The organism is Rhizobium sp. P1_B8 (assembly GCF_056406515.1).
Map to the genome: position 1 here is coordinate 123,863 of NZ_JBFTZZ010000002.1, position 20,366 is coordinate 144,228.

General features: G+C 61.0%; 17 protein-coding genes. 6 read left to right on the forward strand and 11 right to left on the reverse strand.

Annotated elements, in window-relative coordinates; all coding sequences use genetic code 11:
* Nucleotides 1–20: 20 nt before the first annotated feature.
* From AC1D2N_RS04405 to AC1D2N_RS04445, 9 genes are all read right to left on the reverse strand, one after another.
* Complete coding sequence (locus AC1D2N_RS04405; RefSeq protein ID WP_115156710.1) at nucleotides 21–920, reverse strand: RDD family protein; 900 nt, start codon at nucleotides 918–920, stop codon at nucleotides 21–23.
* A complete protein-coding gene (locus AC1D2N_RS04410) occupies nucleotides 917–1,993 on the reverse strand; it encodes a stage II sporulation protein M (protein WP_130653957.1) in 1,077 nt (358 codons plus the stop codon). Before AC1D2N_RS04410 ends, AC1D2N_RS04405 begins: the two co-directional genes overlap by 4 nt.
* On the reverse strand, nucleotides 1,993–3,312 hold the full coding sequence (locus AC1D2N_RS04415; protein WP_130653803.1) for a DUF58 domain-containing protein: 1,320 nt from the start codon (nucleotides 3,310–3,312) through the stop codon (nucleotides 1,993–1,995). Before AC1D2N_RS04415 ends, AC1D2N_RS04410 begins: the two co-directional genes overlap by 1 nt.
* On the reverse strand, nucleotides 3,313–4,269 hold the full coding sequence (locus AC1D2N_RS04420) for an AAA family ATPase (RefSeq protein ID WP_018246275.1): 957 nt from the start codon (nucleotides 4,267–4,269) through the stop codon (nucleotides 3,313–3,315).
* On the reverse strand, nucleotides 4,256–5,530 hold the full coding sequence (locus AC1D2N_RS04425) for a hypothetical protein (protein WP_130653804.1): 1,275 nt from the start codon (nucleotides 5,528–5,530) through the stop codon (nucleotides 4,256–4,258). Before AC1D2N_RS04425 ends, AC1D2N_RS04420 begins: the two co-directional genes overlap by 14 nt.
* Complete coding sequence (locus AC1D2N_RS04430; protein WP_115156714.1) at nucleotides 5,523–6,278, reverse strand: hypothetical protein; 756 nt, start codon at nucleotides 6,276–6,278, stop codon at nucleotides 5,523–5,525. Before AC1D2N_RS04430 ends, AC1D2N_RS04425 begins: the two co-directional genes overlap by 8 nt.
* Before the next feature lie 3 nt (nucleotides 6,279–6,281).
* On the reverse strand, nucleotides 6,282–6,728 hold the full coding sequence (locus AC1D2N_RS04435; protein WP_130653805.1) for a DUF805 domain-containing protein: 447 nt from the start codon (nucleotides 6,726–6,728) through the stop codon (nucleotides 6,282–6,284).
* A 215-nt stretch (nucleotides 6,729–6,943) separates the two neighbouring features.
* Nucleotides 6,944–7,390, reverse strand: a complete 447-nt coding sequence (locus AC1D2N_RS04440) for a DUF805 domain-containing protein (protein WP_130748250.1) — start codon at nucleotides 7,388–7,390, stop codon at nucleotides 6,944–6,946.
* A gap of 248 nt (nucleotides 7,391–7,638) precedes the next feature.
* Complete coding sequence (locus tag AC1D2N_RS04445; protein WP_130653807.1) at nucleotides 7,639–8,544, reverse strand: NAD(P)/FAD-dependent oxidoreductase; 906 nt, start codon at nucleotides 8,542–8,544, stop codon at nucleotides 7,639–7,641.
* 131 nt (nucleotides 8,545–8,675) lie between these two features.
* Here AC1D2N_RS04445 and AC1D2N_RS04450 point away from each other — a divergent pair, with 131 nt between their 5' ends.
* Both AC1D2N_RS04450 and AC1D2N_RS04455 read left to right on the forward strand, forming a co-directional pair.
* On the forward strand, nucleotides 8,676–9,131 hold the full coding sequence (locus AC1D2N_RS04450; protein ID WP_115156718.1) for an Rrf2 family transcriptional regulator: 456 nt from the start codon (nucleotides 8,676–8,678) through the stop codon (nucleotides 9,129–9,131).
* Nucleotides 9,132–9,572: 441 nt separating this feature from the next.
* On the forward strand, nucleotides 9,573–11,363 hold the full coding sequence (locus tag AC1D2N_RS04455; protein ID WP_130653808.1) for an ABC transporter ATP-binding protein: 1,791 nt from the start codon (nucleotides 9,573–9,575) through the stop codon (nucleotides 11,361–11,363).
* Nucleotides 11,364–11,409: 46 nt separating this feature from the next.
* Here AC1D2N_RS04455 and AC1D2N_RS04460 read toward each other — a convergent pair whose 3' ends face one another.
* Entirely contained in the window at nucleotides 11,410–11,889 is a 480-nt protein-coding gene (locus tag AC1D2N_RS04460) for a class I SAM-dependent methyltransferase (RefSeq protein WP_130653809.1), read from the reverse strand.
* Between the two features lie 174 nt (nucleotides 11,890–12,063).
* Here AC1D2N_RS04460 and AC1D2N_RS04465 point away from each other — a divergent pair, with 174 nt between their 5' ends.
* A complete protein-coding gene (locus tag AC1D2N_RS04465) occupies nucleotides 12,064–13,290 on the forward strand; it encodes a DUF3095 domain-containing protein (RefSeq protein WP_018246266.1) in 1,227 nt (408 codons plus the stop codon).
* Here the strand turns inward: AC1D2N_RS04465 and AC1D2N_RS04470 are convergent.
* Entirely contained in the window at nucleotides 13,280–14,617 is a 1,338-nt protein-coding gene (locus tag AC1D2N_RS04470; RefSeq protein WP_018246265.1) for a nucleotide sugar dehydrogenase, read from the reverse strand. The two genes, AC1D2N_RS04465 and AC1D2N_RS04470, sit on opposite strands and share 11 nt — an antisense overlap.
* 454 nt (nucleotides 14,618–15,071) lie before the next feature.
* Between AC1D2N_RS04470 and AC1D2N_RS04475 the strand changes: the two genes are divergently transcribed.
* The 3 genes from AC1D2N_RS04475 to AC1D2N_RS04485 all read left to right on the forward strand — a co-directional run bounded on the left by AC1D2N_RS04475 (nucleotide 15,072) and on the right by AC1D2N_RS04485 (nucleotide 20,366).
* A complete protein-coding gene (locus tag AC1D2N_RS04475) occupies nucleotides 15,072–16,415 on the forward strand; it encodes an adenylate/guanylate cyclase domain-containing protein (protein ID WP_026188741.1) in 1,344 nt (447 codons plus the stop codon).
* A gap of 154 nt (nucleotides 16,416–16,569) precedes the next feature.
* Complete coding sequence (locus AC1D2N_RS04480) at nucleotides 16,570–18,465, forward strand: ABC transporter ATP-binding protein (RefSeq protein WP_018246263.1); 1,896 nt, start codon at nucleotides 16,570–16,572, stop codon at nucleotides 18,463–18,465.
* Nucleotides 18,459–20,366, forward strand: a complete 1,908-nt coding sequence (locus tag AC1D2N_RS04485) for an ABC transporter substrate-binding protein (RefSeq protein ID WP_130653810.1) — start codon at nucleotides 18,459–18,461, stop codon at nucleotides 20,364–20,366. The genes AC1D2N_RS04480 and AC1D2N_RS04485 overlap by 7 nt, the downstream gene beginning before the upstream one ends.

Consider the following 20,366-nt stretch of genomic DNA (forward strand, 5'->3'; position numbering starts at 1 on the left):
GTTTCGGAAACTACGTCGCATCAAACAAGTTTCTTCGCCTCTGTTCGCGAATGCTCATGATATTTGTTTTCGCGAAGCGTGCCGAAAAGCTTCAAGCTCTCCAGATGCTCGCGCTGGGCGCGATAGAACTCGTTGAGGAAGTGCAGCTCCCGGCCGGGCTTCACGGTGTCTTCATACCGAATCTTCCGGGTAATGGTTCGCACGATCTGTTCGATCTCTTTATGGTTGGACGTCTTTGTCGAGTCGCGAAGCACGTCCTCCAGCGTCTGCAGCTCATATTTGCCGTAGACATCGAGGTGTTCGGCCAAGAATTCGTACTCCGCCTGCGTCGACGCGGCGGCGGGGGCGGACAGCGCGAGGTCGGACAGCAGCACGGAGCGCGGAGTGTCGACCACCAGGGTGCCGGCAATGATATCGCCAAGCCTTTGCCGGCGCCGGTTGGTGAAGGGAACGACGACCACTGCCAGAAGCCAGAGGCTCGTCAGACCGTTTTCCCAGGCCGACTGCGTGTCGATCGAAGCCAAAAGGCCCATGGGGGCGAAAATCTCCACCTGTTTCATCAGGTTGCGTGCGGTCACCTGGTGCGGCGTAAGCCGCCGTCCGTCCACATTGATGACGCGGATGCCCGTTATTCTTTTTCCGAGCGTGCGTCCGTTCCAGATGAGTTCCGAGAGGATGTAATAGGGGATCTGCACCAAAAAACCGAGCAGCACCATGAGCATCGCCTCCGCCGTCATAGGCAGCACGCCTGTGAAGATGATGGCGGTGGCACAGATGAATATGATGATTGTGGTGAAGACGATGTCGAGGAATTGCGCGCCGAAACGGGTTCCGAGCGAGGCAATGGCGAAGGTGATCGGGACGCCCTCCGGCGGGATGAACTGCTCGACGCGCTTGCCGTCCTTGTCTGTCCGGTTCATCGCACCGCCTCACGCGACGCTTTGCTTTCGCGGCCTGCAAGCAGCAGCCAGCCCACCCAGCAGACGCCCATCCCCCAGCCGATGATGAGACGCCAGGTCGGATTCTGTATCAACTGGCGCAGGAAGCCTTCGATGAAGGCTGCCGCGACAAGCATCAGCCCTGCGAGGATGGCGAGCTTGACGGCATCATGCGCCTGGTGGCGCAAGGCTTCCTTTCGTGTTCTGGCACCTGGAAGGAGAACGGCAAGTCCGAGCCTTGCCCCACCCGCGCAAGCAATGGCGATGGCCGCAAGCTCGGTCACGCCGTGGATCGAGAGCCAGGCGAAGACGTCGTAGCCCAGCCCTCTGCGATAAAACATCGCGAAGAACGCGCCGAGGATCAGACCATTGTAAAAGGTCAGGATGAAGCTCGGCACCGACACGAACACACCAAGGGTGAAGATCAGGATGACGATGGTGGTGTTGTGGGAAAAGAGAAAGGCGGAAAATGCGGCCAGCCGGTCGCTGTCATGCCCTTCATCGCCATAGATGGTCGAACGGAGGTAGTCGGTCGAGGCATCAGGCGTACGCTGGTCGGCCATCTCCGGCGGCACCAAGGTATAGAACCAGCTCGGATCGTTGGCGCAGAGCCTGTATCCGGCAGCCGCCCCCAGAATGAGCGCCAGGAAGCCGATGAACAAAGGTAGGGCCGAGCGACGCACGGCCTGGGGAATGCCGTGCGACAGCAGGCGCCTCATCAGGCCGCCCAGGCTTTCCTGCGGGGCGTAGACGACGAGATAGGCCCGGGCGCAGAGGCTTTCCAGATAGGCAATCAGGGCGCGATCGAGAGAAATATCGCGCGCCACGCTCAGCGAGTTCATCGCCTGCCTGTAGCCGCTGGCGAGATTGCGGACCTCATCATAGCCGAGCGCGGCTGCGCCCCCTTTCTCGGCACGCGTCACGAGTTCGTCCAGTTGACGCCAGTGTGCCTCGCGCTCCAACCGGAAGCGGGCCGAACGAAGCGTATCGTTCTGGACAGCGCCGACATTGACTGTCGCGCCCTTATCCATCCTGCCGTCGATACCGATATCCATCATATCATCTCACGGGATTTGATTTCGATGTAGCGCGCAATGAGATCCGAAGTCAGTGCCTCCGGCGTGCTATCGAGGCAAAGCACGCCGAGACGCGCCAGCTTTTCCATGACGGCGCGCCTTTCGTGAAGGATCTGGCGTGCCGCAACCGAGCGAGCGACGGCATCGAGCGTCGTTTCCTCGGGTTCGATGAGCTTCGTGAGCATCGGATCGCGCAAGGCGACATAGACGACGAAGTGATGCCGGGCGAGCACCTGTATGTTCTCGATCATCAGCTCCGCCGTGATGGTGTCGACGAAATCGGAGAATATCACAACCAGCGACCGTCGCTTCAGGCGTCCGGACAGGTGGGTCAGTCCCAAGGTATGGTTGGTCTCTTGGGTTTCGTAGCGCAGCCCGGCGCACACCGTCTGCAGCCGCGGAAAGGCCGCTCGTCCGGGCAAGGCCGGCATGAACAGACGCGGACGGCTGTCGAAGCTGTAGAAGCCGACGAGATCGCCGGCAAGGCCTGCACCCCAGCACATGGCGAGCGCCGCATTGATGGCGCGATCGAGCTTCGTGAAGCCGGCAAGCTGTTCGCCCATCAGCCGCCCGGAATCGACGCAGAGGATGATCTGGTGGTTTCGTTCGGCCCGCATCTCGCGCACGACGAGACTGCGCATGCGCGCCGACCGCTTCCAATCGATGCTGCGCGGATCCATGCCGCTAGCAAATTCCCGCAGCTGGTGGAATTCCGATCCCTCGCCACGCAACCGCAAATCCTTCTGGCCGGCCTCCAGCGGCAGGATCTGGGTCTTGATCGCTCCCGACAGCACCGGCGATATGTCGGGCTGGACGGCGATCTCTTTGCCCACCGGCATGCGCGCGATGATCTCGAGCAGCTTCAATCGCGATGGCCACTTCAGCCACAGCTCGTTGACCGCGTATCGTCCCCGCCGGGTCAGATGAAGGTCCAGAGAGGCCTTGACCTCCCCTTCCCCGGCACCCGATGCAGGGTTGAGCCATCTGATTTCGTCGACGACAAGCTCGGGAGCGAGATCGAGCCGGATTTCGATTTTCTGAGGCAGCACGCCCTTCTGCGGCCGTACGCCGACCGTGAACGCGGTGGTGTGGCCGACAAAGCCTTGCGGCGGCAGATCGAAATCGATCGTCATCCTGCCCGCCAAGTTGGAGATGACCAGATCGGCGACCGTGAGCGCTGCGATTGCAAGCCACATGAGGAGTAGGAGATAGCTCATGTCGCGCCACCACACGCTGGTGAAGACTGTCACCGCGGCTGATATCAGAACGAGCGCGATCAGAGTGGAGGATGGCCGCATTTAACGGGGCGCATCCACGCGGTTCATGATATTGCGCAGCACCTCGTCCGGCGTGCGCCCGTCAATTTCCGCCGAGGGCGAAAGCACGATGCGATGGCGCAAGGCGGGCACCAGCAACGCCTGGACATCGTCCGGCAAGCCGTAATCCCTTCCCTCAAAAGCCGCGCGCACGCGCACTGCCGATGCAACGGCGTCGGCTGCGCGGGTGGATGCGCCGTAGAGAATGTCGGGATCGGAGCGCGTGGCGCGCACAAGGTCGACGATGTAGGTCAGGATCGTGTTGTCCAGATGGATCGCATCGATCAGCGCCCGCCCTGTAGCGAGTGCGGCACTCGTGACAAGCGGACGGATGCCGGCATTGCGCAGGTCTGACTTCAGCGCCTGCGTCGCGTGTTTGGAGAGGATGGCAATTTCCGTATCGCGGCTGGGAAAATCGACGACAAGCTTGAACAGGAAGCGATCGAGCTGTGCTTCGGGCAAGGGATAGGTGCCCTGCTGCTCGATCGGGTTCTGCGTGGCAAGCACGAAGAAATCCGGCCCCAGGGAATAATCCGTTCCATCAAGCGTGACCATCCGCTCGTTCATCGCCTGCAGCAGGGCGGATTGCGTCTTCGGCGGCGCGCGATTGATCTCATCGGCGAGAAGAATGTCGGTAAAGACCGGGCCCTTGGTCAGGTGGAACTGATTTGTCTGGAAGTTGAAGAGATTGACGCCCAGAACATCGCCGGGCATCAGGTCTGGCGTGAACTGGATGCGACGATATTGCAGCGCCATGGCGGCGGAGACCGACCGGGCAAGCAAGGTTTTGGCCGTGCCGGGCGGACCTTCGACCAGGCAATGCCCGCCGGCAAAGATCGAGATCAGGACGAGATCGATGATCGCATCCTGCCCCTGCACCGCTTTGCCGATCTCGCCACGAACCGCAGCGATAAGATTACGAAATTCACCTAGATCCAAGGTCAATGCTCCCCAGCGATTTTCTGAATGTCTCGAGATTGCGGTGCAGATTAGCCCACGTCATCAGATGTCCACGATCGATCAGCGCCTGTGCTGACGAGTGCAATGCTTTCGCCGCCGCCTGATCGCGGCGCGCCAGACGCTGAAACAGCCGCTCTATGCCCGCCTCGTTTCCCGCTCCAGGGCCGAAGACCAGTTGCGCCTTGTCCGCAAGCAGATGGAGCACGAACTGTCCGGTCATCCGGCCATCATTGCCCGACAGGCGCAGCAGACGCGCCGTCGCGTCGATCGCGGCAGTCTTCGACAGCTCGATGTTTCCGGATGTCTCGTTCAAGGCAGGCCCGAAGCGATAGGCGCCGCGCCAGAAACAAATAGCGGCAACAACAAACAGCACTCCCCAGATGACGGACAGCGGATAGGCGAAAAACCGCTTGAAATCGGAGGCAGAGCGCTCGTAGGTTCGGCCCTCATCCGCCGGTTTCTTGCTATCCAGAGGAAGGCCTGATGTATCCAGATAGACCGGCCGCTTCTCGCCCGCGCCGCGCAACAGCGTGACCAGCGACACGGCAAAGGAGGCGTTATCGGCCAGAGCCAGTCCGTGATTGTTCAACAGGTCCGGATCCGACAGCAGATAGATGTTGGGGTCGTCCTCGCCACGCAGGAGCAGTGCGCCCGACGGTGTGCCCGCGAGCTCCTCCCAACCACCCGGGAGGCTCGACCGTTCGAAGGTTTGTGCCTTATAGAGGGCGATACTGATGGGCTGCCCCGGGTTCAGCTGCGGCTGCGCCTCTTCAAAATCGGTGCTGCTACGGGCAAAGCCAAAATCTGAATAACCGATCTTGTCGAGTTCGCTGCCGATATCGGCGAGATCGACCAGTCTCGATTTGCTGGCAATACCATCCGTTGAAACGCTGCCCTGCCACTTCGGCAAAATGATCAGCGTTGGCAGGGCATAGCGGTTTGACTCCCGGATCGGACTTTCCGGGCCTGCATCATCCGCTTCCTCGTTTACCTGAGGTGCGACAGTCTCGCCTTGGCGTATCGACAAGGGAATAATGCGCAGCGAGATTTCCGAACGCGCCCGGGCGACATGAGGGTCGGATCGGACGACAGGGATACCCTTGGCTTGCAGCCACGATTCCAACCCCTTGTTGCCGAGGGCTGAGCGGTCGAAATCGCTGCCGCGCGACAGCGCAAAGACTGCCAGCGCCGCCAGCGCAAGCAACAGCCCCAGAAACAGAAGAGGGCCCGAGTTACGCATTGGCCACTCTGCCTGATGACAGCAACCCGCGCGCGGTCGTCAGAAGGACGCTGAAATGGCTTTCCGCAAGCGTGCGGCCGCCGTAGTGAACGAGTTCAACCGCGGTCAGAAAATTTTCAAGCCGATCGCGGTCGGGCATGCTGCTCGGTAGACGGGCGAAAACCGCCCGTTCAGTATCCGAGCGGAAAAGCCGCGTACCCGTCACATCAGCCGCGTGAAGCAGGCAATGCCTGAGCAGCAGGACAAGCGCCTGCCTGCGATCCGCCATGGCGGCAATGCGTTGGAGGAAGTCGCTCGGCTTTTCCTCGGCATCGTCTGCCGATGTGCGCCAGCTTTCCGGCGCCTCCCCCTGCCGCTTGATGTCGCGTGGGGCCGATGAAAGCAAGACGCCGCCATTTCCGAAGCGGATCCACAAGCCGATGACCACGATGAGACCGACAAGCACGATAGCAACCGCCAGAGGACCGCTGACGACCGGCTCTCGCGGGATCATCAACGGCTTGCGTTGTGGTGACGATGTTGTCGTATTCGACGCCGGTTCGACCTTTGGAGAGGCATCGCCATAGACGAGCGTGCAGCGCAATCCGTTCTGCTGGCATTGCGCGGCATATTCGGCTCCGACGGCGCTCTTTTGATGATCGCCGCCCCCGACCTGCTGACTGTCGCTGTCTTTCGCCCAAGCAGGCGAAAACTGAGCCGAGGTGGCAAGCAACAGAGCCACCAGCAGGCCGAGATTGCGGATGGTCATTCTCTAGGCAAAGACCTCTGCTCTCATTTCCGGACGCAGCGGATCCGGCCCGAACTTGTTTGGGCCTTCTGTGCCCCTCATTACGGAAATAACCGTGATCGCGAGACCCGTAATGGTACCGATATAGGGAACCATGCCCAAGACGATCAGCGCGAGATACCACCAACCGGAAATGTTGCGATCATGAAAGCGACGAACCTGAAGGGATAATATTGGTAAAATGAGCGCCAGCGCAAACAATCCACCGATCACCATGATGGCGACCACCGCTGACGAAACTCCACCCTGTTGGTCGGAAAAGGCGCCTATCGCCAAAGCCAAAATTACAAGCGCGAGCCCTACCAAGGTATAGAACAGCACGAACCACCAATATTCCGAGCGCGATGCCCTGCCGGAGAAGGTTGCGTACTTCTGCGTTAAAACTGTCCGAACAGCTTCAGTAAACCCCATTTCAATGCCCCCTGTCTTCTTCCTGCAACCGCAATGACCCACAGTCTAATGAGTGTCTTGGTTGATCGTAATTTCGAACGAAAAACAGCTACAATTCAAACGTAGAAATTGCAATAAGTCGGTTGCTTCAAACAGGCGCATCGCTGATGCGGAAACCGAACCGGGCGGGCCATGAACAGAGCCACCGGCAGACCCACGTTGCGGATTGCCATGCTCTAGGCAAAGACCTCCGCTCTCGCTTCGGGACGCAGCGGATCTGGCCCGAATTTGTTCGGACCATCTGTGCCCGGGAGCACGCTGATTACCAGGATCGCAATACCTGCGATGACGCCGATGTAGGGAACGAAGCCGCCGACGAACAGCGCGAGATACCACCAACCGGATATATTGCGATCATGGAAGCGGCGAACCTGAAGGGCCACCTGTGGCAAAAACATTGCGAGCCAAGTCAATCCGCCGATGAACAAGAGGAGGGCCACTGGTGACGGAACTCCGCCTCGGAAATCGGAAAAGCTGGAGGTCACAAAGCACACAATTCCGATCGCGAATAGCACCGTGAAATAGAATAAAACAAACCACCAATATTCCGAGCGGGAGGCCCTGCCGGAGAAAGTTGCATATTTCTGCACCAGAGCCGTCCCCGCAGCCTCAGAAAACCCCACTTCGATGCCCCATTTGTGTTTGCTGCGCGTCTGCTAATGTTCGCCAGCGTCGTAGAACGACGGTAGTTCCAGCTGAAAAAACAGCTACAATTCAAACGTAGAAATTGCAATAAGTTGGTTGCATCGGGTCATTATTTTAAAAGCAATGCTTAACGCGTTGAGATTTTCACCTCGATGACCGCAAGGTGGACGTGAAGGTCCCTGACCTGTTGGGGAGAATTTCACCCGTTTATCGGGATGTTTCCGCCTTATGCTGCCGACTGCATGACAAGCGATTGATGGCAGTGCACGCCGGCGAGCACGCCTGAGGCGGAGGCGAGCGTGGCATTGTGCATGGCGCTTGCCGCATCGCCGGCGGCGAAGACACCCTTGACGGTGGTTTCCTTGTTGTCACCGGTGCGGATGATCGGCCCGAACGGGCCGTCGTCGAAGGCGCAGCCGAGCTGTTCGGCAACCGGGCTCGCCATTGCCGTTTTCGGCGCGACGAACACGGCATCGAGCGGCACGACGCGGCCATCGGCGAGGCGAACGGCCTCGAGCTTCGGATTGTCGCCCAACAATTCGACGATAGGGCTGCGTTCGATCCGAACGCCCCGGGCGCTCAGCTTCAGCAATTGCTCTTCATCGGGCTCGAATAGCGCCTGGGTAAAAAAGGTCGTTACTCCCCAGTCCGGGATCATCATCGCCGAATGGGCCGAATGCGGATGGTTTGCAAGGACACCGAGCTTGCCGCCGCTCACCTCAAAACCGTGGCAATAGGGGCAGTGCAGCGCGGAACGGCCCCATCGCTCCTTGAGGCCGGGGATTTCGGGCAGCGTGTCGCTGACACCGGTTGCGAGCACGATGCGCGCGGCTCGTTCTTCGCCGCCGTCTTCGGTGCCGACAATGAACGCGTCACCATCCCTCCGTGCCCGAACGACTTTTCCCTGGCGGATTGTGATGGTCGGATAAAGCGAGAGTTGGCGTTTACCCTCCCGCATGATTGCCGCGGGCGTCTGGCCGTCCTGGCCCAAGAACCCATGCGACGCTTCAGAAAAGCGATTGCGCGGCGCGCCGGCGTCAACCAGCAGAACCCGCCGCCGCGCCCGGGCAAGCTGCATGGCCGCCGACAGGCCGGCAAAGTTTCCGCCGATGACGATCGCTTCAAACGACATGAAACTCTCCTTGGATATCGAACTCATGACTCAACATAAGTTACATGATGCGGTAACGTCAAGCATCATGTTACTTGTCTTGTTACGATCCGCTTGCGATAATGACCCGTCCGATCGACGGGGAGACAACGATGCGCAATGACAGCCGCCTTTCACGCATGCTGCATGTGCTGATCCACATGGATAAGCACCAGCACTCGGCGACCTCCGACATGATTGCAAAGATGCTGAACACCAATCCCGTCGTCGTCCGCCGCACCATGGCCGGCCTTCGCGAACAGGGCTACGTCCGCTCCGAAAAAGGCCATGGCGGCGGCTGGACGCTGGTGCGTCCGCTGTCTGAGATCACCCTGCTCGACGTCTACCGCGCCATCGGCGAGCCACATCTCTTCGCCATCGGCCCAGCCGACGATCAGCCGCAGTGTCTTGTGGAGCAGGCGGTGAATGTCGTCCTCGGCGACGCGATGAAGGAAGCCCAGGCTCTGCTGCTGCGACGGTTGGACAGCGTGACACTGGACAAAATCGGAGCCGACTTCGAGGCAAAACTGACCGCGCTCCCGGCCAGATCCTATTCCTGCGCTTCGTGAGCGCAGATGATTGCCTGCGGTGGAGGTGCAAGCGCGGGATGGTCCAGCGGCAGATCACTGACCACGATGCCACTGCGGGTGAGCAAGCCGGCCCAACCGTCACCTGGCAAGCGCACAAGGTGTGTCGTTTCCGCATCACTTTCCGTAAGGTTGCAAATATCCGCTTGGCAATGGCGCATTGCTCCGGTACAAAAAGCTCACCGCTTTAGTTCGAACATAGGGAGGCGTTGCATGCCAGCAATCATCGAAACCTTCCCGTGCGGAATGTCCCGACACTAGGTCATTTCCATTCGCGGCCCGCCTCAAGCGCGCGCGACATGCGGTTTTTTCATCCTTCAACGGCCCGATTGATCTGACGGGATCATTTTGTCTCCCGCTCGGGCTGCGCCATCCAACTCTCGATTTTGAGGACCGGTTTCCGACACGGGCCGGGCGATTAAAATGACTCGCAAGAAGCTCGATTTCCGCGCCGATGCCTATCGCCATGTGCTCGGCTTTGTTTTCCATCATTGGCGTCATCGGCCTGTCTTGGTGGGCGGTATCATCGTGCTGGTGATATCAAGCACGCTGGCAGAAGTCATGGTGCCGGTTTTTTCCGGTCGGATCGTCGATGCCATTGCCGGCAGCAATGCGGCTGACCAGGCGCTGCACGCCTTCGTCATCGTCGTGGCTCTGGGCCTGACCAGCGTGGCACTGCGCTGGTTCATCTTCAACGGCATCATCCGGCTGACGCTGCGCACCATGGCGGATGTGGTCAATAACGGTTTCCACAAGGTGCAGCGGTTCTCGACCGACTGGCACGCCAACAGCTTTGCCGGTTCGACGGTGCGCAAGATCACCCGCGGCATGTGGGCACTCGACTCGCTCAACGACCTGCTGCTGGTAGCCCTGCTGCCGTCCATCGTCATGCTGGTTGGCGCCAGCATCGTGCTCGGCAGCTACTGGCCCATCATGGGCCTGATCGTGGCTGCGGGATCGCTGATCTATATCGGCGTGACCGTGGCGCTATCCATGGGCTTCGTGTCGCCGGCGGCAAGGCTTGCAAACGCCTGGGACACCAAGCTTGGTGGCGCACTGGCGGATGCCATCAGCTGCAATTCGGTGGTCAAGGCCTTCGGGGCCGAGAGCCGCGAAGAGACGCGACTGGGCCAGGTGCTCGCCAGATGGGACAGCCGCACGCGGCGGACATGGAAGCGCGGCACATTGAGCGGCACGATCCAGGGCTCCATGATGGTTTCCATGCAGGCCGGTATTTTGGGAACGGGCCTGGTGATGTGGAAGCAGGGGCTGGCGACGCCTGGCGACATCACCTTCGTGCTGGCCATGTTCTTCGTTCTGCAAGGCTATCTGCGCAATGTCGGCCAGGACATCCGCAATCTGCAGCGTGCCGTCAACGACATGGAAGAACTGGTGCTGCTCGACAAGATGCCGCTAGGCATCGAGGACAAGCCGAACGCCAAACCTATCAAGATTGGCGAGGGCGAGATCGTCTTCGATCGCGTCACCTTCCAATATGGCGCTCATCCCACCCCGCTTTATGAGGATTTTTCGGTCATCATCAAGCCGGGCGAGCGCGTGGGCCTGGTGGGGCATTCGGGCTCCGGGAAGACCACCTTCGTCAAGCTCATCCAGCGCCTCTATGACGTGAACTCGGGCGCAATCCGCATTGACGGGCAGGATATCGCAGGGGTTAGGCAATCCAGCCTGCGCGGCCAGATCGCCATCGTGCAGCAGGAGCCCATTCTGTTCCACCGCACGCTGGCGGAAAACATCGCCTATAGCAGGCCGAACGCCTCGCGCCGCGAGATCGAGCACGCAGCCAAACAGGCGAGCGCCCACGACTTCATCATGGACCTTCCCAAGGGCTATGAGACACTGGTGGGGGAACGCGGCGTCAAGCTGTCGGGCGGCGAGCGGCAGCGTGTCGCCATTGCCCGTGCCTTCCTGGCTGATGCGCCGGTGCTGATCCTGGACGAAGCCACATCGAGCCTCGACAGTGAGAGCGAAGTCCAGATCCAGCAGGCCATGGAACGCCTGATGAGCGGCCGCACGACGCTTGTCATCGCGCACCGGCTGTCCACGGTGCGAGCGCTGGACCGGCTGCTGGTCTTCGACAAGGGAAATATTGTTGAAGAAGGCGACCACCAGGCGCTGATCCGGCTTAACAACGGTATCTATCGCCGGCTGTTCGAGCGGCAGGCGCTGGAGCTGACCAAGGGGCTGGTGGCGTGAACCGAAACACTACAGCGCCGCGCGCCTTTTTAGCGGCGTTTGCACTTTACGTCCTTCGATAGAGGAAATAACGCCCTTCCTTGATGCCATCAGGCAGCGGCAGCGCGACCAGCTCGGGATGCTCCAGCGGCAGCCCGCTGACGGCGACGCCGTTATGGGCAAGCACGCCGGCCATCAGCTGCGGCAGCCAGGTCAGCGTCACCGCGTCGATCTCGTCATGGCCGGTGCCGATATCGGCATGGGCCAGTGCTGCGCCGATGCCGACGAAGGCCTGGCCGGACTCGCGGATATTGCCGGTCACCATGTCGTGCGCCTCTGGTGTCGAGGCCGAATAGGAACGCACTTCCCAATCGAAGGCGACAATGCGCCGGCCGGGAAAATTCTCGCGCAGATGATCATAGGTGCGGCCGTTGCCGAGGCCGAACTCCAGCACCGGGCCTTCAATTTCCCCTACCAGATCGATGATCGAGTTCAGAATGTCGCGTTGAGCCGTCAACCGGCGAATGAAGCTGTCGAGGCGGCTCATCTAATCCGTATCCGTCATGAAATCGTTAGCGGTCCTGAAACAATTCCAGCAAAAAGTGCGGCAGCGATTTTGCGTTCGGAATTGCGTAAAAACAAAAAGTTAGAGCGTTTCCGTGTGTCCCGGAAACCAGAAAAGGCTCTAACACATGAAACCTCGCCAAGTCGATTGCCGTAAATGGGAATTGGCGTTGCAGTGGCAACATGGGTCTGTGCTAAGCTCGATGACATGAAAACCGTGACCGACGAAGATTTCTTTGCCGAAGTGCCGCTCTTCAGCGAATTCGAGGGCGTGACCGACGCCGCCAACTACCGGCCGCTGCCGGATGGATGGGTGATGGCGCTCGCCGATATCGTCGGCTCGACGCAGGCGATCGGCGCCGGCCGTTACAAGGACGTCAACATGGCGGGCGCCAGCGTCATTTCAGCGGTGTTGAATGCCGTCGGCAAGGGCGACTATCCCTTCGTCTTCGGCGGCGACGGCGCGCTGATCGCACTTCCGGGTTCACTGGAGGCGGCGGCACGCGAGGCTCTTGCCGCCGCGCAGGTCTGGGTCGAGGAGGATCTGAACCTGGTGCTGCGCATCGCCATCGTGCCGGTCGCCGACACCCGCGCCGAGGGCCTCGACGTCCGCGTCGCACGTTACTCCGCAAGCCCTTATGTCACCTATGCGATGTTCTGGGGCGGCGGCACCAGCTGGGCCGAAAGACAGATGAAACTCGGCCGTTACGGCATTGCCCGCGCGCCCGCTGGAACCCGCCCGGATCTCACCGGTCTCTCCTGCCGGTGGAGCCCGATCGATGCTAGAAACGGCGAGATCGTCTCGATTATCGCCGTGCCCGGCGAAGGCCGGCCAGGCCGGGAATTTCAAGAGCTCGTCAGCGGCATCGTCGCCATCACCACCGAGCAGAACCGGGACAGCCATCCGGTACCGGCCGATGGTCCGGACCTTGCCTTCTCGCTGCATGGTATCAATCGCGAGGCCAAGGCCACCGCGCCACCCAGCCGGCGGTTGTGGCAGAAGCTCTTCATCTTCCTGCAGCTCGGCATCACCGTCGCGTGCTACAGGCTCGGCATTCCGCTCGGCCGCTTCGATGCCCGCCGCTACAAGCGCGACGTCGCCGACAATTCCGATTTCCGCAAGTTCGACGACGGGCTGAAGATGACGATCGACGTCGACGCCGAACACCTGAAGCGCATCGAGACTTTGCTGCAACAGGCCCAAGCCAAGGGTGTGGCCCGCTACGGCCTGCATCGGCAATCCTCAGCGCTGATGACCTGCTTCGTGCCGACGCCGATCGCGCGCGATCACATCCATTTCATCGATGGCGCCGCCGGCGGTTATGCGGTGGCCGCCAGCCAGATCACCGGCAAGTCGCTTTCGGCTGTTTCCGTCACGCCTTGATGACGTGATCGGCCGAGAGGCCGAGCCGGTTGAAGACGTTGCGCGTGTCGACAATCAGCGAGGCGTTTTTTGCGAGCGTCGCATAATCCACCTTGTCGTGGTCGGTCGCGACCAGCACCGCATCGTAGCCGGCGATGGTCTCCGGCGTCAGCGCCACCGATTTGCGGCCCTTCAGCGCCTGGTATTCGCGCGTCGGCGGGATCTCGGCGACGAAGGGATCGTGATAATCCGCCCGCCCGCCACGCTCCTCGATGATCTCGATCAGCCGCAGCGACGGGCTCTCTCTTATATCAGCGACGTTCTTCTTGTAGGCGAGCCCGAGCACCAGCACCCTGCTGCGGCTCAGCGCCTTGCCGGCGCGGATGTCGAGCGCCTCGGCAAGCTTGCCGACGACATGACGCGGCATTGCCGAATTGATCTCGCCGGCAAGTTCGATGAAGCGGGTCGGCAGCTCGTATTCGCGCGATTTCCATGTGAGGTAGAAGGGATCGATCGGGATGCAATGGCCGCCGAGACCCGGGCCGGGATAGAAGGGCATGTAGCCGAAGGGCTTGGTCTTGGCCGCGTCGATCACTTCCCAGACGTCGATGCCCATCGCCGCATAGACGGTCTTCAGCTCGTTGACGAGGGCGATGTTGACCGAGCGGAAGATGTTTTCGGTGAGCTTCACCGCCTCGGCCGTCGCATTCGAAGAGACCGGAACGACTGACGATACCGCCGCGCCATAGAAGGCCTTCATCAGCGCCAGCGCCTCGGCCCCGTCGCCGGCGACGACCTTGGGGATGGTGGCGGTATGATAGTGTTGGTTGCCTGGGTCCTCGCGCTCCGGCGAGAAACCGACAAAGAAGTCCGAGCCGGATTTCAGCCCGGTGCGTTCGAGAATGACCTTTACCACATCATCGGTCGTGCCGGGATAAGTGGTCGATTCCAGCACGACGAGCTGACCGGGGCGCAGGTGCGCAGCAATCGAGCGCGACGTCGCCTCGACGAAGGAAAGATCGGGATCACGATGCTTGGTGAGCGGCGTCGGCACGCAGATGATGATGACGTCACACTCGTCGAGGCCGGCGAAATCGGTCGTCGCCTTGAAGCGGCCCGCATCGATCTCAGCGGAAAGTGCTGCGTCGGTCACCGCGTCGATATAGGACCGGCGGGCATCGAGAGCCACCATCTTGCCTGGATCGATGTCGAAACCGGTGACCGCAAAGCCGCTGCGCGCCACCGCCATCGCCAGCGGCAGACCGACATAGCCGAGGCCGATGATACCGGCACGCGCCGCGCGGGTTTCGATCTTCTGCAAAAGCGTATCGAAGGAGGAGAAGGCCAAGGCGGGATCTTTCAAACGGGGAAGAGAAGGCTGATCTAATGCATGATCCGGGCAAATTAAACCCGGGCTCCGTCTCTCCGCTGACGAGAGGAGCAGAAAACACGGCCGCGACCCCTTGCGATGCTTATCGGATGTGGCTGACCGGGTGTGGCCGAAATGACTCGGTGACGGCCCTTGCTGCAACTTGAGCGCACAAAAAATTGCGCATCCCATTGTTTCGCATTTGCAGCATCCCTATTTTGACTTTTGATAATGAACCACCTGGAAAGGACAACCCGTCCGATCCCCCGATATGGGGAGCTGAGGGGCGCCGCTGCCGGGCTTTCGGCAGATCCGTTGACACAATAATACCGCTCGTACATCCTGATTTCCTTGTGACCTGCGCATGAAAATGTGCCGGCCGAGGGACTTTTGGCTCTTGGGGATGGCGTGCCTTATGAGGATCATACCGAGAATGAGCACGATCGAATCCAGCGTGTCCTCCATCCTGTTGGACCGGGTCGCTGAATGGCTGACGAACTCTTCGCTGGCCGGAGACGAGCTTGAAAATATCGTCCGTGGTTTCTGCGAAAGGCTCACGGCTGCAGGCCTGCCGCTTGCGCGCGTGCATCTTTCCTTTTCGATGCTGCATCCGCTCTACGATGCGCTCAGCTTCACCTGGCGGCGCGCCAGCGGCGTCACCATCGAAGGCTTCCGTATGCCCGCCGGGCAAAAGCCGGATCGCTTCCTGCAGAGCCCCTATTACTACCTGCTCGACAACAATCTGCAGCACATCCGCCGCCGGCTGCTGCAGGATGGGCCGAACGAATTTCCCATTTTCGAAGACCTGCGTAAGGACAGCATCACCGACTACCTGGCCTTCGTGCAGCCCTTCGGCGACGGCTCGGTGCAGGGCATGATGGGTTCCTGGTCGACGGACCATAACACCGGCTTTTCCGACGACATGATCGATGCGCTGCTCAGAATGCAGAACCATCTGGCGGTCGCCGCCAAGATGGCGGTGCTCGGCAAGCTCGCCAACAACATGCTGACCACCTATCTCGGCGGCGACGCCGGCAAGCGGGTGCTGAACGGCCAGATCCGCCGCGGCGACGGTGAGACGATCCGCGCAGCCCTCGTCATGGGCGACATGCGCGAATCCACCATGTATGCCGAAAAGGAAGGCCGGCAGGCCTATATCGACACGCTGAACCAGTTCTTCGATGCGATCGCCGCCCCATTCAACCGCAATGGCGGCGAGATCCTGAGTTTCCTCGGCGACGGCTTCCTCGCCGTCTATCCTTGCGGGCGCCACAAGGACCCATCGAAGATTGCCTGCGAGGCAGCGCTTTCGGCTGTCCACCAGGCGCAGGCGCGGGTCGCCGAGCTCAACAGGGACCGCGAGCAGAAAGGCCTGTCCAGGGTCGGCTACGGCATCGGCCTGCATGTCGGCAATGTCATGTTCGGCAATGTCGGCCTCAAGGACCGCCTGACCTTCTCCGCCTTCGGCTCGGCGGTCAACGAGGTCCAGCGTCTGCAGATCCTGACCAAGAAATACGGCCGCGAGGTCGTCGCCAGCCAGGCCTTCGCCGGTTATTGCGGCGGCGAGTGGACGACGCTCGGCGAGGAGAAGCTGCGCGGCATCCGCCAGAAAGTGACGGTGCTGCAGCCGCGCGCGCCCGCGCCAGCAATCAATGTCGACGAGAGCTTCCGCGAGGCCGTGCAGAACGGACTTTCAGAAGCCGAGCAGGTCATTCTCCTGCATCGCGACGCCAAGAAACAGGTCACGCGCACCAGCATGGAGAAATTCATCCAGTAACAGCTTAGAACCCCTCTCATAATCTGCGCGTCTCGCCTGGGGAACTTCGGCGGGACATGCTGGTTTTTCTATGATTGTCATCAGCTAGACACCCCGTTTGCGGTACGATAGTGTGCCTTAACGGGAACATAGAAGACTGGGGAATTTCATTGGTATGGCGTCTGCAGCCGATCTGTTGCGTATTGAAAATCTCGACGTCTCCTTCTCGGTTTTCGGTGACCGGTTACGCGTCGTAAAAGAAGCCAATCTTCGCATTCTTCCGGGCAAAGTCACCGCTCTCGTCGGTGAATCCGGCTCCGGAAAATCGGTGATCAGCCAGTCGGTCATGGGCATCCTGCCCAATCCGGCCAAGGCTACCGGCCGCATCCTCTTCACAGATCCGCTCGACGGCAGCACGACCGACATCCTGTCCTTTCCGCGCGACAGCGAGGAAATGCGCGACCTGCGCGGCCGGCGCATGGCGACGATCTTCCAGGAGCCGATGACCTCGCTCTCGCCGCTGCATACGATCGGCAATCAGATCAGCGAAGTGCTCCTGATCCACACCGAAACCGACAAGCAAGAAGCGCGCGAAAAGACCGAGGAGATGCTCGGCCTGGTCGGGTTTTCGAACCCGCATCGAACCTACGACATGTATCCGTTCGAACTGTCCGGCGGCATGCGCCAGCGCGCGATGATCGCCATGGCGCTGATCTGCAAGCCGGCCCTTCTGATCGCCGACGAGCCGACGACGGCGCTCGACGTGACGATCCAGGCGCAGATCCTCGAATTGCTCCGCGAGTTGCAGGCCAAGCTCGGCATGGCGATGCTGCTCATCACCCACGATCTCGGCATCGTCGCCAACATGGCCGACGAGGTGGTCGTCATCTATCACGGCGAGATCATGGAGGCCGGGCCGGTCGAGGATATCTTCCGCAATCCGCAGCATCCCTATCTCAAGGGGCTGATGGCCGCTGTTCCGCATTTCGACATGAAACCCGGCGAGCGGCTGAAAGCGCTGCGCGATGTGAAGGTCAATCTCGAAGCCCTTGTCGGCATGAAGAAGCCGCGCCAGGCAGAGGCGCCGGGTATCCTGCTTTCCGTCGCCAATCTCTCGAAGACCTACAAGACGCGCAAGCGCAGTTTCTTCGGCAAGCACGAAGCCACCGTCCTGCGCGCCGTCGACGACGTCAGCTTCGACATCCGCCGCGGCGAATGTCTTGGCCTGGTCGGGGAGTCCGGCTGTGGCAAGACGACGCTCAGCAAGATCCTGATGCGCGCCATCACGCCGGACAGCGGCGCCGTGGTGTTCAACGACGGCAAGGAGGTCGTCGACGTCCTCTCGGTCAAAGGCTCCGAACTGCAGGACATGCGGACCAAGATCCAGATGGTGTTCCAGGATCCGGTCTCCTCGCTCTCGCCGCGCATGACGGTGCGCAACATCCTGAGCGAACCGCTCGAGATCCATGACCGCGGCGACAGTGACGAGCGCAAGCGCAAGGTCGAAGGATTGATGGCGGCAATCGGCCTCGACAAACGTTATCTCAGCCGTTACCCGCACAGTTTTTCGGGCGGCCAGCGCCAGCGCATCGGAATCGCGCGGGCACTCGCGCTCGGTCCAAAGCTCGTCATCCTCGACGAGCCGGTCTCGGCCCTCGACGTCTCCGTGCAGGCGCAGATCCTCAACCTGTTGAAGGACCTGCAGAAGGAGCTGGGGCTGACCTATCTCTTCATTTCGCATAATCTCGCCGTCGTCGATTACATGGCCGACCGCATTGCGGTGATGTGTAAGGGCCGCATCGTCGAAATCGCGCCGCGCGAGATCATCCTGCGTGATCCGGTGCACCCCTATACGAAATCGCTGCTTGCCGCCGTCCCCTTCCCCGATCTAGACCGACCGCTCGATTTCAAGGCGCTCAGGGAAAACGGCGCCGCCGACAAGCAGAACTGGGGCGTGACCTTCACCGCCGAGCATGACGACGCTTCCGAACTTGCCTATGCCGACCTCGGCGACGGCCATCTGGTGCGCGCCCGCAAGGGCGCCGATGCCAAGGAGTTGCGTGGATGGTGACGCGTCGCACATTCCTGGGCGGCCTCGTCGGCGCGGCGATCGCGCCTGTGGTCGTGAGGGCACAACAAGTCGCCGAGCCAGAATTCCTGAAGGAGCGCCTTGCATCAGGTGGCCTGCCGCCGATGGCCGAGCGCATTCCTGTGCGCCCGCGTATCGTCAATCTGAAGGAGATGGGGCTCGAACCCGGTGCCTACGGCGGCACGGTGCGCACGATCATCGGCAGCCAGCGCGACATCCGCTTCATGACGATCTACGGCTATGCCCGCCTGGTCGGCTACAACAAGCACCTGCAATTTCAGCCGGATATTCTGGCCGGTTTCCAGTCCGAAGACGACACGGTCTTCACCTTCACGCTGCGCGAGGGCCATAAATGGTCCGACGGCCAGCCGTTCACGGCCGACGATTTCCGCTACTGGTGGGAAGACGTCATCCTGAACGACAAGCTGACGCCCGGCGGCGGCGCGCTGGAGCTTCGTCCGCACGGCAGCCTGCCGCGCTTCGAGATGCTCGATCCGCTGACCGTGCGCTACACCTGGGAAAAACCCAACCCGATGTTCCTGCCGACATTGGCAGGCCCCCAGCCGCTCGTCATCTTCGGCCCTGGTCATTATCTCAAGCAGTTCCACAAGAAATTCCAGCCGGACCAGGCGAAGATGGACGAGCTGATGAAGACCTACCGCGTCAAGAAATGGCAGGATCTGCACATCAAGATGGCGCGTTCCTACCGTCCGGAAAATCCGAACCTGCCGACGCTCGATCCCTGGCGCAATACGACGCCGCTGCCGTCCGAGCAGTTCGTCTTCGAGCGCAACCCGTTCTTCCACCGCATCGACGAGACCGGCCGGCAGCTTCCCTATCTCGACCGTTTCATCCTCAACGTCTCCTCGTCGTCGATCATCGCCGCCAAGGCGGGTGCAGGCGAAGCCGACCTGCAGGTAACCGGCATCGATTTCAACGACTACACCTTCCTGAAGGAGGCCGAGAAGCGCTTCCCGGTGAAGGTCAATCTCTGGAAGCTCGCGCGCGGCTCGCGCATCACGCTGCTGCCGAACCTCAACTGTGCCGACGAGGTGTGGCGCGGCCTCTTCCGCGATGTGCGCCTGCGCCGCGCTTTGTCGCTGGCGATCGACCGGCACGAGGTCAACATGGTGGCCTTCTACGGCCTCGGCACGCCAAGCGCCGATACCGTCCTGCCCGACAGCCCGCTCTTCAAGCAGGAATATGCCGACGCCTTCGTGAAGTTCGATCCCGACGAGGCCAACCGCCTGCTTGACGAGCTCGGCTTGACCAAGCGCGACGACGACGGCATCCGGCTGCTGCCCGACGGGCGGCGCGCCGAGATCACCGTCGAGACCGCCGGCGAGAGCAATCTCGACACCGATGTGCTGGAGCTGGTGCACGACCACTGGGCCAATATCGGCCTTGCGCTTTATACCCGCACCTCGCAGCGCGACGTCTTCCGCAACCGCGCGATGAGCGGTTCGATCATGATGTCGATCTGGTACGGCCTCGACAATGGCGTGCCGACGGCCGACATGTCGCCCGCAGGCCTTGCGCCAACACTCGACGATCAGCTGCAATGGCCGCTCTGGGGCATGCATTACCTCTCCGCGGGCCAGGAGGGCGTTGCACCGGATCTGCCGGAGGCTGCGGAACTGGTCGACCTGCTTAGCCAATGGGGCTCGACGGCGAAATTCGAGGAGCGCCAGGTGATCTGGCATAAGATGCTGTCGCTCTATACGCAGCAGGTATTTTCGATCGGCCTGATCAACAGCACGCTGCAGCCGGTTCTTCGCGCCGCCAAACTGCAAAACCTGCCGGAGAAAGCGCTCTACGGCTTCGATCCCACCTCCTATCTCGGCGTCTATATGCCGGATGCATTCTGGTATAAGGAGGCCTGA

Coding starts and splice junctions, on each gene's coding strand:
- AC1D2N_RS04405 (WP_115156710.1), bottom strand. CDS start 920: ATGAACCGGACAGACAAGGACGGCAAGCGCGTCGAGCAGTTCATCCCG.
- AC1D2N_RS04410 (WP_130653957.1), bottom strand. CDS start 1,993: ATGGATATCGGTATCGACGGCAGGATGGATAAGGGCGCGACAGTCAAT.
- AC1D2N_RS04415 (WP_130653803.1), bottom strand. CDS start 3,312: ATGCGGCCATCCTCCACTCTGATCGCGCTCGTTCTGATATCAGCCGCG.
- AC1D2N_RS04425 (WP_130653804.1), bottom strand. CDS start 5,530: ATGCGTAACTCGGGCCCTCTTCTGTTTCTGGGGCTGTTGCTTGCGCTG.
- AC1D2N_RS04430 (WP_115156714.1), bottom strand. CDS start 6,278: ATGACCATCCGCAATCTCGGCCTGCTGGTGGCTCTGTTGCTTGCCACC.
- AC1D2N_RS04435 (WP_130653805.1), bottom strand. CDS start 6,728: ATGGGGTTTACTGAAGCTGTTCGGACAGTTTTAACGCAGAAGTACGCA.
- AC1D2N_RS04445 (WP_130653807.1), bottom strand. CDS start 8,544: ATGTCGTTTGAAGCGATCGTCATCGGCGGAAACTTTGCCGGCCTGTCG.
- AC1D2N_RS04450 (WP_115156718.1), top strand. CDS start 8,676: ATGCGCAATGACAGCCGCCTTTCACGCATGCTGCATGTGCTGATCCAC.
- AC1D2N_RS04455 (WP_130653808.1), top strand. CDS start 9,573: ATGACTCGCAAGAAGCTCGATTTCCGCGCCGATGCCTATCGCCATGTG.
- AC1D2N_RS04460 (WP_130653809.1), bottom strand. CDS start 11,889: ATGAGCCGCCTCGACAGCTTCATTCGCCGGTTGACGGCTCAACGCGAC.
- AC1D2N_RS04465 (WP_018246266.1), top strand. CDS start 12,064: ATGGGAATTGGCGTTGCAGTGGCAACATGGGTCTGTGCTAAGCTCGAT.
- AC1D2N_RS04475 (WP_026188741.1), top strand. CDS start 15,072: ATGAGCACGATCGAATCCAGCGTGTCCTCCATCCTGTTGGACCGGGTC.
- AC1D2N_RS04480 (WP_018246263.1), top strand. CDS start 16,570: ATGGCGTCTGCAGCCGATCTGTTGCGTATTGAAAATCTCGACGTCTCC.
- AC1D2N_RS04485 (WP_130653810.1), top strand. CDS start 18,459: ATGGTGACGCGTCGCACATTCCTGGGCGGCCTCGTCGGCGCGGCGATC.